Origin of the sequence: Natrinema sp. CBA1119 (assembly GCF_002572525.1) — an archaeon.
GTDB lineage: Archaea > Halobacteriota > Halobacteria > Halobacteriales > Natrialbaceae > Natrinema.
Window position 1 is genome coordinate 3358281 of record NZ_PDBS01000001.1, and the last position, 13089, is coordinate 3371369.

At 64.7% G+C, this 13089-nt stretch carries 14 protein-coding genes and 1 pseudogene; 11 read left to right on the plus strand and 4 right to left on the minus strand.

Translation table 11 applies throughout. From position 1 onward, the window contains the following. Window positions 1-83: 83 nt before the first annotated feature. The 6 genes and pseudogenes from CP556_RS16635 to CP556_RS25420 all read left to right on the plus strand — a co-directional run. Window positions 84-1322, plus strand: coding sequence for a mandelate racemase/muconate lactonizing enzyme family protein (locus CP556_RS16635; protein ID WP_098726630.1), 1239 nt, complete (start codon window positions 84-86; stop codon window positions 1320-1322). A gap of 352 nt (window positions 1323-1674) precedes the next feature. Beyond that, the gene (locus CP556_RS16640; RefSeq protein ID WP_098726631.1) at window positions 1675-2328 is read left to right on the plus strand and encodes a bifunctional 4-hydroxy-2-oxoglutarate aldolase/2-dehydro-3-deoxy-phosphogluconate aldolase; all 654 of its coding nucleotides are present in this window, start codon (window positions 1675-1677) and stop codon (window positions 2326-2328) included. A gap of 86 nt (window positions 2329-2414) precedes the next feature. Then, window positions 2415-3569: a S1C family serine protease gene (locus CP556_RS16645; RefSeq protein WP_098726632.1), complete on the plus strand. Its 1155-nt coding sequence runs from the start codon at window positions 2415-2417 to the stop codon at window positions 3567-3569. A 290-nt stretch (window positions 3570-3859) separates the two neighbouring features. Continuing rightward, window positions 3860-4039 (plus strand): protein translocase SEC61 complex subunit gamma, encoded by a 180-nt coding sequence (locus CP556_RS16655; protein ID WP_098726634.1) that lies wholly within the window; start codon window positions 3860-3862, stop codon window positions 4037-4039. Continuing rightward, window positions 4039-4476 (plus strand): transcription elongation factor Spt5, encoded by a 438-nt coding sequence (locus CP556_RS16660; RefSeq protein WP_098726635.1) that lies wholly within the window; start codon window positions 4039-4041, stop codon window positions 4474-4476. Before CP556_RS16655 ends, CP556_RS16660 begins: the two co-directional genes overlap by 1 nt. Window positions 4477-4679: 203 nt before the next feature. Continuing rightward, window positions 4680-4763, plus strand: a pseudogene (locus CP556_RS25420) (transcription elongation factor Spt5); the annotation flags it as partial. Between the two features lie 273 nt (window positions 4764-5036). Here CP556_RS25420 and CP556_RS16665 read toward each other — a convergent pair. Further along, window positions 5037-5324 carry a DUF7565 family protein gene (locus CP556_RS16665; RefSeq protein WP_098726636.1) on the minus strand — a complete coding sequence of 96 codons (288 nt, stop codon included), beginning with the start codon at window positions 5322-5324 and terminating at the stop codon, window positions 5037-5039. Between the two features lie 110 nt (window positions 5325-5434). On the opposite strand from CP556_RS16665, the gene CP556_RS16670 reads away from it, so the two are divergent. The 3 genes from CP556_RS16670 (at window position 5435) to CP556_RS16680 (ending at window position 8025) form a co-directional block, all read left to right on the plus strand. Then, window positions 5435-5863: a hypothetical protein gene (locus CP556_RS16670; RefSeq protein WP_098726637.1), complete on the plus strand. Its 429-nt coding sequence runs from the start codon at window positions 5435-5437 to the stop codon at window positions 5861-5863. A gap of 36 nt (window positions 5864-5899) precedes the next feature. Then, window positions 5900-6652, plus strand: a complete 753-nt coding sequence (locus CP556_RS16675) for a PHP domain-containing protein (RefSeq protein ID WP_098726638.1) — start codon at window positions 5900-5902, stop codon at window positions 6650-6652. Window positions 6653-6801: 149 nt separating this feature from the next. Beyond that, entirely contained in the window at window positions 6802-8025 is a 1224-nt protein-coding gene (locus CP556_RS16680; RefSeq protein ID WP_098726639.1) for a mandelate racemase/muconate lactonizing enzyme family protein, read from the plus strand. Between the two features lie 287 nt (window positions 8026-8312). Here CP556_RS16680 and CP556_RS16685 read toward each other — a convergent pair whose 3' ends face one another. From CP556_RS16685 to CP556_RS16695, 3 genes are read right to left on the minus strand one after another with little or no spacing between them, the layout of a single operon-like run. Continuing rightward, window positions 8313-8777, minus strand: coding sequence for a Mut7-C RNAse domain-containing protein (locus CP556_RS16685; protein ID WP_098726640.1), 465 nt, complete (start codon window positions 8775-8777; stop codon window positions 8313-8315). Between the two features lie 24 nt (window positions 8778-8801). Continuing rightward, entirely contained in the window at window positions 8802-10553 is a 1752-nt protein-coding gene (gene polX / locus CP556_RS16690) for a DNA polymerase/3'-5' exonuclease PolX (RefSeq protein ID WP_098726641.1), read from the minus strand. Further along, entirely contained in the window at window positions 10550-10990 is a 441-nt protein-coding gene (locus CP556_RS16695; RefSeq protein WP_098726642.1) for a DUF5788 family protein, read from the minus strand. The genes polX and CP556_RS16695 overlap by 4 nt, the downstream gene beginning before the upstream one ends. A 263-nt stretch (window positions 10991-11253) precedes the next feature. On the opposite strand from CP556_RS16695, the gene CP556_RS16700 reads away from it, so the two are divergent. Together CP556_RS16700 and CP556_RS16705 are read left to right on the plus strand one after the other, a co-directional pair. Beyond that, window positions 11254-12198, plus strand: coding sequence for a rhomboid family intramembrane serine protease (locus CP556_RS16700; RefSeq protein WP_098726643.1), 945 nt, complete (start codon window positions 11254-11256; stop codon window positions 12196-12198). A gap of 69 nt (window positions 12199-12267) precedes the next feature. Next, window positions 12268-13059, plus strand: coding sequence for an endonuclease V (locus tag CP556_RS16705; protein ID WP_098726644.1), 792 nt, complete (start codon window positions 12268-12270; stop codon window positions 13057-13059). Window positions 13060-13089: the final 30 nt, after the last annotated feature.

Below are 13089 nucleotides of genomic sequence, written 5' to 3' on the forward strand. Positions count from 1 at the left end.
ATACCCAATCACCGACCACGCGTCCCGGACCTTGCTCACGGAAGGTAGAAACTATTACTACTGTAGGTGTGAAAATCTGTCTTATGGGAGTCGATTACTCACAGCTGCACGATCCGAACGCCGAGTATACGATGCGTGACCTCTCGAGCGAGACGATGGGAGTCACCCGTGAACGCGGCGGCGGCCGGGACGTCGAGATCACCGACGTCCAGACGACGATGGTGGACGGGAATTTCCCGTGGACCCTCGTCCGGATCTACACGGATGCGGGAATCGTCGGCACCGGTGAAGCCTACTGGGGGGCCGGCGCGCCGGAACTGATCGAGCGGATGGCGCCCTTCCTGCAGGGTGAGAACCCGCTGGACATCGATCGGTTGACCGAGCACCTCGTCCAGAAGATGTCCGGCGAGGGCTCGATCGGCGGCGTCACGGTCACCGCGATCTCGGGGATCGAGGTCGCGTTGCACGACCTCGCCGGAAAGATCCTCGACGTCCCGGCCTATCAGCTGCTTGGCGGCAAGTACCGCGACGAGGTCCGCGTCTACTGCGACTGTCACACCGAGGAGGAAGCCGATCCGATCGCCTGCGCCGATGAGGCCGAGCGCGTCGTCGAGGAACTGGGGTACGACGCCCTGAAGTTCGACCTCGACGTGCCCAGCGGTCACGAGAAGGACCGCGCGAACCGTCACCTCCGCGGCCCCGAGATCGAGCACAAGGCCTCGATCGTGGAAGCGATCACCGAGCGCGTCGGCTCCCGGGCCGACGTCGCCTTCGACTGCCACTGGAGTTTCTCGGGCGGCAGTGCGAAACGACTCACGAAGCGCCTCGAGGAGTACGATATCTGGTGGCTCGAGGACCCCGTCCCGCCGGAGAACCACGACGTCCAGCGGGAGGTCACCCAGTCGACGACGACGCCGATCACGGTCGGGGAGAACGTCTACCGGAAACACGGCCAGCGCCGACTGCTCGAGGAGCAGGCCGTCGACATCATCGCGCCGGACATGCCCAAAGTCGGCGGGATGCGCGAGACGCGGAAGATCGCCGATCTCGCGGACATGTACTACGTGCCGGTCGCGATGCACAACGTCGCCTCGCCGGTCGCGACCGTCGCCAGTGCCCACGTCGGCGCAGCCATCCCGAACTCGCTCGCAGTGGAGTACCACTCCTACGAACTCGGGTGGTGGTCGGACCTCGTCGAGGAGGACGTTATCGAGGACGGCTATATCGAGATTCCGGAAGAGCCCGGTCTGGGCGTCACGCTCGACATGGACGCCGTCGAGGCGCACATGGTTGAGGGCGAGGAGTTGTTTGACGAAGCGTGAGCGAAGTCAAACTCACGGAGCCTCGCTCCGGGTTGTTCGACGAAGCGTGAGCTTCGTCGGGCTCGCTGAGCGCTGCTCAGCGGTGTTCGACGCGGTGTAGATCGACGAGGTAGTATTCAAGCGTGTCCGACAGCAAACACGATCGGCGACACCGGCGCGTTCCTCGAGGACGACGGGGCGGAGTCCGTCACGATTCGCCCGCTCGCGGAGTGAGCGATGTCGCGATTCAGATTGTTTCGACTATGAGTGAATTTATGTTGTCGAGGGGCGAACGCTCGTCTATGATGGATCGTCTCAGCAGCGGCGGAGTCGCAACAAGGGATCGAACGATGGCTGCGGGAGGATTGCAGGGATGACCGAGAAACGGGTCGTCAGGGAACGGATCGTCGACAGTGGTGTCATCGCGGTCCTCCGCGGTATCGATGAGAACCAAATCGTCCCGGTCGCTCGCGCGATTCATGACGCCGGGGTCGACGCGCTCGAGATCACGGCCGACGGGACGCGCGCGGCCGAGCAGATCGCGGCCGTCGACCGGGAGCTCGCGGCCACCGACGCGGTCGTCGGCGCGGGGACCGTTCTCGACGCGCCAACCGCACAGTCGATGATCGACGCGGGTGCGTCGTTCGTCGTCTCGCCCCACACCGACGCGGACGTGGTCCGAACCTGCAACCGACACGGCGCCCTCGTCGCCCCGGGAGTGATGACGCCGACCGAGGCCGTGACGGCGATGGAAGCCGGCGCGGATCTCCTCAAAATGTTCCCCGCGTCGACGGTCGGGCCGGGCCACATCGGCGCGCTCGCGGGGCCGCTCGGCGACGTCGACATCGTTCCGACGGGCGGCGTCTCGCGCGACAACGTCGCCGACTTCTTCGACGCCGGCGCCGTGGCCGTCGGAGCCGGCGGCGCGATCGTGGACGACGCGGCCATTGCCGACGGAGACATGGATCAGGTTCGAGCGACGGCGGCGTCGTTCGTCGACGCGGTCGAGGCGGCGCGCGACGAGTAGTCGACGCGGTCGAGGCGGCGCTCTCAGCGGTCCTTCTCCCGCGGGCGGCCACAGCGCGACCGTCTGAGTGTGCTGGTTACCGTTTTATGTCACTCGTCGGGGTCGCTACGGGCGTGACTCCAGATCAGCGCACGCGCAGACGAGTGCTCCGAACGGTCGGGGCCACTGTAGCGATCGGCAGCCTCGGGGTCGGCTCGAGTGCTGCGCAGAACGGACAGGAAGGGGAGGACGGGCAGGAGGGGCAGAACGGGGACGGTGTCGACAGTCCGTATACGGCGACGTATCGCGACACTATCGGGTCCGTCGTGCTGGTCACCGTCTCCGGCCCTCGCGGCCGCGGCGGACTGGGATCGGGGTTCGTCATCGACGATCAGCACGTCGTAACCAACAACCACGTCGTCCAGAGCGCGGCTGAGGGCGGCGTCGAACTACAGTTCAGCAACGAGGAGTGGCGGACCGCGTCGATCGTCGGTACCGACCCCTACAGCGATCTCGCCGTCCTTCGCGTCGAGGAGATGCCGGACGTTGCGTCCGGGCTGTCGATCGTCGATCGAGAGCCCGCCATCGGCCGGGAGGTACTCGTTCTCGGCAATCCGCTCGGGCTCGACGCCTCGGTCTCTCAGGGGATCGTCAGCGGCGTCGATCGAGTGCTGCCTAGCCCGGCGGGCTCCTCGATTCCGGCCGCGATCCAGACCGACGCGTCGGTCAACCCCGGCAACAGCGGCGGCCCGCTAGTGAGTCTCGAGGGCAACGTGCTCGGGATCGTCTTCGCCGGTGCCGATCAGACGATCGGGTTCGCGATCTCCTCGCGCCTCGCGAATCGGGTCATCCCCGCGCTCATCGAGGACGGCGCGTACGAACACCCGTTCATGGGTGTCGCCGTTCAGCCCGTGGGACCGGACATCGCCGAGGCGATTGGGCTCGAGGAGGCCACCGGCGTTCTCGTCACGGAAGTCGTCCCGAACGCGCCCGCCGACGGCGTTCTCCAGCCGGCGGTTCCCACTCAGCCGGGTAGCGGCGACGTGATCGTCGCCATCGACGGCGAGGAAATCCAGAATCAGGCACAGCTGCTCTCGTATCTCGCGCTCGAGTCGTCGCCCGGTGACACGGTCGAACTCACAGTCATCCGGGACGGCGAACGGGGGTCAGTCGAAGTGACGCTCGAGACGCGACCGGAACCCCGGCTACCACGGACACCGATTCCGGGGACACCGGGCGAACAACCGCCGACAGGCCCATGACAGATACCGGGTGCAGACGGTTGGTTTCAGGACGGTTCGGTCGGCTCCGTCGAATATGCGGAAACCCAGTTCACTCGCCGTTCTGACGGCCGCTGCCGTTAGCGTTCGTCGGTCGCTTCTGCTTGCCCCTCGAGCTCCTCGAGATCGTCTCCTCCTCGCGGGGCGCGTTCTGGGTCCCGAGGTCGGTCGCTGTTGACTCCGATCGAGCGTCATTTTGAGCCCGAGATTGCCGCGATTCGTCTGCGGACACGAAAGACAGATAAAAGACCCCGCGCTGTGAACAGACATACATGGACGTTCCGTACGACCTCACCTCGTACGTTCGGGTGTTGAAAATGGCGACGACACCCACTACTGAGGAGTTCCTCCAGGTGTCGAAAATCGCCGGTGCAGGAGTCTTGCTGATCGGTCTCGTTGGATTCCTCATCGGTACGATCATGGTATTCCTGACCAGCGGTGGTGGCCTCTAATGGGCATCTTCGCTGTCAAAACGACGGCGAGCCAGGAGCGAACCGTCGCGGATATGATTATCAACCGCGAGGAGCCGGATATTCACGCCGCGCTCGCCCCTGACTCGCTGACCTCCTACGTGATGGTCGAGGCCGAAGGCGACGCCGTCCTCAACCGGGTCCTCGAGGACATTCCGCACGCACGGAGCATCGTTCCTGGCGAGTCAGACATCTCTGAGGTCGAACACTTCCTCTCGCCGAAGCCGGACGTCGAAGGGATCGCCGAGGGCGACATCGTCGAACTCATCGCCGGTCCGTTCAAGGGCGAGAAGGCCCAGGTCCAGCGCATCGACGAGGGGAAGGATCAGGTGACGGTCGAACTCTACGAGGCGACGGTTCCGATTCCGGTGACAGTGCGTGGCGACCAGATTCGCGTGCTGGACAGTGACGAGCGCTAACGCGCTCGTCAAGCAGTCAGCGCGGCTCCGCCGCGCTGAATATAGCGACGAGCGGTAGCGAGTCGGTTCGCTCGGCGCGAGCGCTGCGAGGGCCTCGGAAAGCGAACGGGGAGGAACGACCCGTGAGCAGTGAGCGCCGAGGAAGTTTTATACTAAATTTTGCGAGGAGTGGGAGCCGATGCGAAGCGAGGCTACCCGACGATGTAAAATTTAGGAGCGCGACGGTTCCGATTCCGGTGACAGTGCGTGGCGATCAGATTCGCGTGCTGGACAGTGACGAGCGCTAACGCGCTTCTCAGCTACTGCTACTATCACCTACTCGCGTACGGACCGTATCGCGCGGCTCGAGACGGTCCGGTCGACCGTGGCTGGTGATTCTCCGGGCGTATCACGCCGGCCAGCGATGGATATCTCGACGTAATCTCTCACTGTTGATCGCTATCGCCATGAGAAGAGTACTGTTGGTTCGACGCTGAGAACGGGGTTCGATGCTGGTCGGCATCGATACTCGCTGATGCCGACATCACTACTGAGGGAGCAGAGGATACTGTCGCCGTTCGTTACCGTTTCAGTTCCGTGGCGATCGTTTGCATGTCCGCGACGGACTCGATCTCCTCGAGCAACTCCTCGCGCTCGCGAACTGCTTCGGAACTGGCACCGTAGGCGCGGACGTATTCGGCCCGGCTGTGTTCGGTGAAGGCGTGACGAATTGCGAGATAACCGTCCGGAATGATGGTTCCACAGACTTTGCACTCGCGGCGCTGGTGATCCGTCGCCTGATGGACGACGGCAGACTCGACGTCTTCGAACACCGACCCGCAGCCGTCGATCCCACATTTCCAGGCCATTCGATACGATCACTCGGACGGCCGCCCTAATCATCCTTTCGCAGCGAATGTCACCGGCCAGAAACATGTGCCCGACAGACCTTCGGCCGTCGAGTTCCTCCGCTCGAGGTATGCCGGCGACTAACAGGTCGGAACTGGCGGCGTTCGATGCCGATCGCGTCCGTCAGGTCGTTCATGAAACGGTCTCCGGGCCGTTGTACGCGTTCTGTGAGTACGATACGGAGTCGTTTCGGCCGCTCTACCTCAGCGACGAGACCGTCTCGATGTACGAGAGCCGAGACGCGATGCTCGAGCACTTCGAGACGATCCACACGAACGTTCACATGGACTTCATGCAGAGCAAGCTCTTCCGAAACACGTTGTTTCCGGACGCCGAGCGCGTGGAGTACATCACGACGTCGATGGACTTCCTGAAGATCCTCCGCGTCTACGTCGGCGACGACGGTCTCTTCATCTCCGTCGATCCGGCGGAACCGGTCGTCCCGATCGTCGACGCGATCAAGGACACCGTCGAGTGGCCGGAAAATCAGAATTCATAACTCGGCGCTGACGAAAGTGAGCGACGTGACCGACGGATGACGTTCCGAGTCGACTGCCACGTGAAGGTGCTCAACGACCGCGTGGTCGAGCGGGCGAAGCGAGCCGGCCTCGACGCGATCGTCTACGCACCTCACTTCACCCGCCTCCCGGAGATCCGCGAGCGCGCGGCGAACTACGCCGACGACGAGCTACTGGTGATCCCCGCCCGCGAGGTGTTCACCGGGTCGTGGCGACAGCGCAGACACGTCCTCGCCATCGGTCTCGAGGATCCCGTTCCGGATTATATCCCGCTCGAGACGGCGATGGCCGAGTTCGATCGACAGGGCGCGGCGGTGCTCGTCCCGCATCCGACCTTCGCGAACGTGAGCTTCGAGGAAGCCGATCTGAAGGCGCACGCGGAGACGATCGACGCGATCGAGATATTCAACCCGAAACACTTCCGATTGCACAATCGCCGCGCACGCACCCTCGCCGAGTCGCTCTCGCTCCCGCCGTTTACCTCCTCGTACGCCCATCTCCCGCGAACGGTCGGCGTCGGCCACACCGCCTTCGAGGCGGCCATCGAACGCGAGGAGGAACTCGTGACCGCGCTCAGGGACGGGATCGCACGCCGGGTCGTCTACGACAACGGCCTCGATCGGTTGACGACGACGGTGTCGGAACTCGCCCACCTCGTCTACGAGAACACCTGGAAGAAGGTCGATCGACTCTTCCTGTCGGGAACCGAGCCGACCCATCCCACCCACATCGCGTACGACGGTCGATTCGACGACGTGTCCGTCTATTAGGGACGCTCCGGCTGCGTGCTATCCCACCTACCGAGCGATAGCTACACGTGCCAACGCGTACCACTACGAGTACCGATGCGCTCGAACCGTCCGTCCCCGAACCCGTTCGATCGAAGAGTAGCCGCCGCCGTCTCCGGAGTTGATCGTCGATGAAGGACTTTTCGAACCACGCGTCCGATCGACCCGCGGGACACGACGTCGAAATCACCGGGATCGAAGCGGCGGTCGTCGAGGGGAACTTCGAGTGGAACCTCGTGACGGTCCACACGGATGCGGGCGTGACGGGAATCGGGGAAGCCTACCGTGGCGGCGGCGTTCCCGAACTGGTCGAGTACGCGAATCGATTTCTCGTCGGCGAGAATCCGCTCGATGTCGAGCGGCTGTTCCGGCGCCTCGTTCAGGAGATGTCGGGCCACGGCGGCACGACGGGGAAGGTCGTCACCGCCGCTTCCGGGATCGAAATCGCGCTGTGGGACGCCGCCGGCAAAATTCTGGATCTGCCGGTCTACCAACTGCTCGGATCGCGCTACCGCGACCGGGTCCGGATCTATTGTGACTGTCACGCCGGCGAGGCGTACGCAGTCGACGACGGCGGAGCCACGGAGTACGCCGACGCGGACGCGTATACGCCCGAGGCCTACGCCGCCGAGGCTGAGCGCGTCGTCGACATGGGATTTGACGCGATCAAGTTCGACCTCGACACGCCGCGGGATACCGATCCGGATCCGTACAACGGTCGCCTGACCAACGCCGCCGTGAACCACAAGGTCGCGGTCGTCGACGCCGTCCGGGATGCCGTCGGCGACGAGATCGATCTCGCCTTCGACTGCCACTGGGACTACACGGTCGAGAGCGCAAGCCGCCTGGCGCGCAAACTCGAGCCGTACGATCTGATGTGGCTCGAGGACGTCGTCCCGCCGGAGGAGACGGACGCGCAGCGCGAGGTCGCCCGGCGGACGGCGACGCCGCTCGCGACCGGCGAGAATCGGTTCCGAATTCACGAACTGAGCGACCTGATCGACGACTACGCGGTCGACGTGATAACGCCCGATCCGACGACCTGCGGTGGGCTCGCCGAGTCCAAGCGGATCGCCGAACGCGCCGAGGAACGCTATATTCCGTTCTCACCGCACAACGTTTGTAGCCCCGTTGGCACGATGGCCTGCGTCCATCTCTGTGCGGCCGTCCCCAACGCCGATGTGCTCGAGTACCACGCGCTCGCGGTCGACTGGTGGGACGACCTGCTCGTGCGCGACGAGCCGCTCATCGCGGACGGTTTCATCGACGTGCCGACCGAGCCGGGCCTGGGCATCGAACTGGACGAAGCGGTCGTCGAGGAACACGTACTGCCCGGGACCGACGGTTTCGACTGAGACACACGCAGCCTCGGCTTCTGTCAGTAGTTGGTGATACGATTTCTTCGTTCGAAGTGTGGTGTGAAACCTGTGTTCAGTACAAACGGAGAAGTGTGCACTCACCGCGAGCGAACGGAGTGAGCGAGCGGGCCGACGACCGACCCGTAGGGAAGGGAGGAGTGCTTTTAATCAACATTTTGCCGAGCGACCGAGCGCAAGCGAGGGAGCGCAGAGCAAAATGTTGGCCCGCGTAGTTACCGAACTGCTCCACTCAGTTTCGACCCGTGCCGAGTACAGAACGCGTACTACGCTTTTTCGGCTAATTCGTGGACTCGAGACAGGGTCTCTGCGACCCGGTCCCAGTGACTCCCGCGCCAGAAGTGCTGACCGCAATCCCGACAGATCCACACCTTGCAGTCGGCCGGATCGGGCGCGTACTCTGGCGTCAACGCCGTCGAATCGACGGGCTCGAGCGGGCCGTTACACCGCCCGCAGAACCGGGGCTCGTCCGCGAGCGTCAGGTCGATCCCGGCCGCCTCGAGTTCGGCGAGCTGGGCCTCGACATCGCGGGACTCGAGGAGGATCGACTCGTCGGCTCGCCCCGCAAGTTCGACGTCTCGAGTGACGACCGTCCGACCTTCGTCCCGAGCGACGGCGAGGAGGGCGTCGTCGGCCTCGAGCCCCCGGTCGCCAGCGTAGGCGGTGTCGTGATTGCACATTCGCAGATAGGAGACGATTCCGCCACACATGACGTCGACGAGCAAGCGCATGGGAGAGGAAACCGGTGGCATTCGTCAGTGGAGAAACTCGCGGAGAGCCGCACGCTCCCACGTATTGATCACGTCGGCCGGTTCAGCCCAGCCGCGGCGCGCGGTGTGGACTCCCCAGCGCATGTACTCGAGCGTCGACGGTCGATGGGAGTCCGTGTTGATCGCGATTGGTGCGCCCTCCTCGAGAGCGGCCTGGACGGCACTGCCCCAGAGATCCAGCCGGCGGGGATTGCTGTTGACCTCGAGGGCGGTATCGTGTTCGGCAGCGGCCCGCCCGAGCGCGGTCGCGTCGAACTCGAGGCCGGAGCGCTCGTTGAGCAGTCGACCGCTGGGGTGGCCGAGCACGTCGATCGCCGGATTCTCGAGGGCGCGAACGAGCCGGTCCGTGGCGGTTTCAGCGTCCTGCCCGAGTGCGCTGTGCGTCGAGGCGACGATCACGTCCAAGGCCTTGACCACCGCCTCGGAGAGGTCGATTTCGCCGTGGGCGTCGACGTTCGCCTCGATTCCCGCGAAGACCTCGATATCGGCCTCGTCGCCGACCGCGCGGATCTCCTCGACCTGCTCGAGGATCTCGGTATCGGAGAGTCCCATGCCGCCGACGATTCCGGGACCCTCTGCGTGGTCAGCGATTCCGAAGTAGTCGTACCCTCGCTCGGCGGCGGCCTCGACCATCGCTGAGATGGGCGTGGCACCGTCGGACCACTCGGTGTGGGTGTGCAGGTCGCCGCGGATGTCCTCGCGTGTGATGAGGTCCGGCAACTCCCCGTTTTCCGCGGCGGCGATCTCGCCCCGGTCCGTCCTGAGTTCCGGCGGAATCCACGGCAGCCCGAGCGCTTCGTACATCCCCGCTTCGGTTTCGCCGGCGACGCGGTCGCCGACTCGCTGTCCGCCTTCCGCGTCCGGGACCTCGCTCACGTCGAAGGCACCGTACTCGTTTAACTTCATCTCGCGGTCGATCGCGTAGTTTCGGAGGCTGACGTTGTGGTCCTTGCTCCCGGTGAAGTACTGGAGCGCGGAGCCGAACTCCTCGGGGACGACCACGCGCAAATCGACGCGGATCTCGCCGACCCGGACGCTCGCCTTCTCCGGACCGGATTCGATCTCGTCGTCGGCCGACTCCCACTCGACGAAGCGCTCGATCACGGCCTCGTTCGCTTCGGTCGCCGCGAGGACGTCCACGTCGCCGATCGTCTCGCGCCACCGGCGGATCGAGCCCGCCACTTCGCAGCGCTCGACCGCGTCGATCGACTCGAGGAAGGCGAGCACGTCGTCGGCGAGCGGTCGCGCCTCGCCCAGCAACTGGCGCTGGCCGACAGTACGGGCGAACTCGATGTTCTCGAGGATGTTTTGCTCCGTTTTCGGCCCGAACCCTTTGACCGACTGTACCTCGCCGGCCTCGGCTGCAGCCTCGAGATCGTCTAACGTCTGCACGTCGAGTTCGCGATAGAGCGTCCCTGCGGTTTTGGGGCCGACCCCTTCGATGCGGGTGATATCGGCGATGTCGATCGGCAGCTCCTCCCGGAGCGCTTCGAGTTCGTCGATCTCGCCGGTCTCGACGTACTCGATGATCTTCGAGGAGATGGCGTCGCCGACGCCCTCGATGTTCTCGACGACCTCGTGGTCGCCGGACTCGACTCGATCGGCGATCGGCGACGGATGGGCGCGAATGTTCTCGGCCGCTCGGCGGTAGGCGCGGGGTTTGTACTCGACGTCGTCGGCCTCGAGCAGGTCCGCGAACTCCTCGAAGCGGGCGGCGAGTTCGGCGTTGGTCGTCATCGTCCCCTCCGCGCGCTGGCGTCGTCATCCTGCCCCAGCGCCTTCTTCAGGAACGACATCCAGCGTTTGCGGTCTTGGGCTTGCTGGACCTGCTGTTCGCGCTCGAGGTCCGTCGGCCCCAGGCTCTCGAGGGCGTTCAGCGCCCGATCGATGCCGATGATGCTGCCGGCGAGTTCCTCGCCTTCGTCCCAGGCGATGTCGCCCTCCTCGATCCGCTCGAGTCGCTCGAGCCGCTCGCGTCGCAGGTTCTTCTTGGCCTGCTCGACGCGGTCGCGTTCGCCGGACGGGACCGTCTCGCGGCGCTTGATCTCGAAGACGAACGTCCGGAGGTCGATTGCCTCCCCCTGAATCTCGATCGTCTCCGGAATGTCCGCGCCGACGGTCGCGCCCTCGCGCTCGACGCGCTCGAGCAGTTGCTTGCGCTCGTACTCTTGCACAGTCGGATATGGGGGCGGGGAGCCAAAAATGTACAGTCCACGCTGGTCAGTGCGGAACCGGACCGTTCCGTCGCTTCGATTCGATCGAGCGGACGGAATTCCCCACAGCGATACCCCGTAAACTCCGCTGTTTCGTGCTTCCAGCCGGTCGGTAGCGAGAGCGAAACGAACCGTACACCGTGCCTACTGATCGGGTCGGCCGCGCCGAAATAATCCGTCGAAAACCCCAAATCCCTTAGCGACTCCGAACATACCCCCGGTCAATGGCCAAGTGCGACGTGTGTGGGAAGGACGAAAACATGCCGTACAACTGTCGGCACTGCGGTGGCACGTACTGTGGCGACCATCGGCTCCCCGAGAACCACAACTGCACGGGACTCGAGAACTGGAACGACCCGAAGGGCGTCTTCGACAGCGGCTTCGACGACAACGTCAATTCGGGCGGGAGCTCATCCCGTGCCTCGAGTCTCACGGACAAGATTCCGATTAATACGGGCACTGGTGGGCCGTTGGCATACTTCCGCGGGAACGCGACCTACACGTTCCTCGCGCTGATGTGGATCACGTTCCTCGCACAACTGGTTGTTGGATCGTTCGGCGGCCCAGTTCTCTACGAGTCACTCTTCATGCTGACGTCGTGGAACGTCGAGTACGTCTGGACGTGGTTCACGTCGATTTTCGCTCACAGTACGGGCAACTTCATGCACATCGTCGGGAACAGCATCGTGATTTTCTTCTTCGGGCCCCTCGTCGAGCGATACGTCGGCTCGAGGAAGTTCGCGATACTGTTCCTCGTCAGCGGCGCGCTCGCCGGACTCGGACAGGTCGCAATTTCGATCGTGCAGGGTGCCCCAACTGCCGTCCTCGGAGCTAGCGGGGCTGCACTCGCCATCATGGGCGTCCTGACGGTTCTGAACCCGGGTCTCAAGGTGTACCTCTACTTCATCCTCCCCGTTCCGATCTGGCTGCTCACCGCCGGCTACGCGTTCATCAGTGTCTTCTTCCTCGCCGGTGCCGGCGGCGGACTCGGGGGCGGCATCGCCCACATGGCCCACCTCGTCGGCCTCGTGATCGGCCTCGCCTACGGCCAGTATCTCAAGCAAAACGGGAACGTGAGCGCGCCGAACCGCCTCGAGTTCGGCGGTGGCGGCCCCGGTGGACCAGGCGGCCCGGGCGGTCCCGGCGGCCCCGGCCGCGGCCGGTTCTGATCGCATCGCTGACGGGCTTTCCCAAACCCCGTAACTGATTTTTGCCCGCCGTCTATCACTGCGACACCGATGAGCAATCCCCGCCCCGATCTCGCACCCGGTTCCGGTCTCTCACGCGAGGAGATGGAGGACCTCCAGAGCGAAATCGCATCCGTCGCCGTCTTCGACGACGAGTTCGCGTTCGATCCCGACGCGCTCTCGAACGCGCTCGCGACGACCGCGAGCGCCGGCGAGCCGCCGGTCGTCGTCGGCGTTGATCAGTCCTTTCTCACGAATGAGGACGGCGACCAAGATCGCGCCCTGAGCGCCGTGGTCGCGATGTGCGGCGGCGAGGTCGTCGAACGCGTCCACGCGGTGACGCCCCTCGAGATCCCCTACATCCCCGGCCTCCTCTCCTTTCGCGAGGGCGGGCCGATCCTGGCGGCGCTCGAGGAGCTGTCGGTCGATCCCGACCTCCTCCTCTTCGACGGCAGCGGTCGGATCCACTTCCGACAGGCCGGAATCGCGACGCACATGGGCGTGGTCCGGGACGTGCCGAGCATCGGCGTCGCGAAGAGCCTGCTCTGTGGCACGCCGCGGGAGGACACCGACGACCTTCCCGAGGGGTCGACGGTCGCCATCGAATCGAACTCGAGAGTCGACGCACTTGACGGCACCCTGATCGGCTACGCCGTCCAGACCCGCCAGTACGACTCGCCGAACCAGTACATCAATCCGCTGTACGTCAGCTCCGGCCACCGCGTCGGGCCCGAGACGGCGGCCGAAATCGTCCTCGAGCTCGCCTCGTCGTACAAACTCCCGGAGCCGGTCCGACTGGCGGACAAGTACGCGGACGAAGCGAAGAAATCGATCCTCGAATAGACCCCGTCGTTGTCCACCGGCTACAGCCGG

Coding starts and splice junctions, on each gene's coding strand:
- CP556_RS16635 (WP_098726630.1), top strand. CDS start 84: ATGGGAGTCGATTACTCACAGCTGCACGATCCGAACGCCGAGTATACG.
- CP556_RS16640 (WP_098726631.1), top strand. CDS start 1,675: ATGACCGAGAAACGGGTCGTCAGGGAACGGATCGTCGACAGTGGTGTC.
- CP556_RS16645 (WP_098726632.1), top strand. CDS start 2,415: ATGTCACTCGTCGGGGTCGCTACGGGCGTGACTCCAGATCAGCGCACG.
- CP556_RS16655 (WP_098726634.1), top strand. CDS start 3,860: ATGGACGTTCCGTACGACCTCACCTCGTACGTTCGGGTGTTGAAAATG.
- CP556_RS16660 (WP_098726635.1), top strand. CDS start 4,039: ATGGGCATCTTCGCTGTCAAAACGACGGCGAGCCAGGAGCGAACCGTC.
- CP556_RS16665 (WP_098726636.1), bottom strand. CDS start 5,324: ATGGCCTGGAAATGTGGGATCGACGGCTGCGGGTCGGTGTTCGAAGAC.
- CP556_RS16670 (WP_098726637.1), top strand. CDS start 5,435: ATGCCGGCGACTAACAGGTCGGAACTGGCGGCGTTCGATGCCGATCGC.
- CP556_RS16675 (WP_098726638.1), top strand. CDS start 5,900: ATGACGTTCCGAGTCGACTGCCACGTGAAGGTGCTCAACGACCGCGTG.
- CP556_RS16680 (WP_098726639.1), top strand. CDS start 6,802: ATGAAGGACTTTTCGAACCACGCGTCCGATCGACCCGCGGGACACGAC.
- CP556_RS16685 (WP_098726640.1), bottom strand. CDS start 8,777: ATGCGCTTGCTCGTCGACGTCATGTGTGGCGGAATCGTCTCCTATCTG.
- polX (WP_098726641.1), bottom strand. CDS start 10,553: ATGACGACCAACGCCGAACTCGCCGCCCGCTTCGAGGAGTTCGCGGAC.
- CP556_RS16700 (WP_098726643.1), top strand. CDS start 11,254: ATGGCCAAGTGCGACGTGTGTGGGAAGGACGAAAACATGCCGTACAAC.
- CP556_RS16705 (WP_098726644.1), top strand. CDS start 12,268: ATGAGCAATCCCCGCCCCGATCTCGCACCCGGTTCCGGTCTCTCACGC.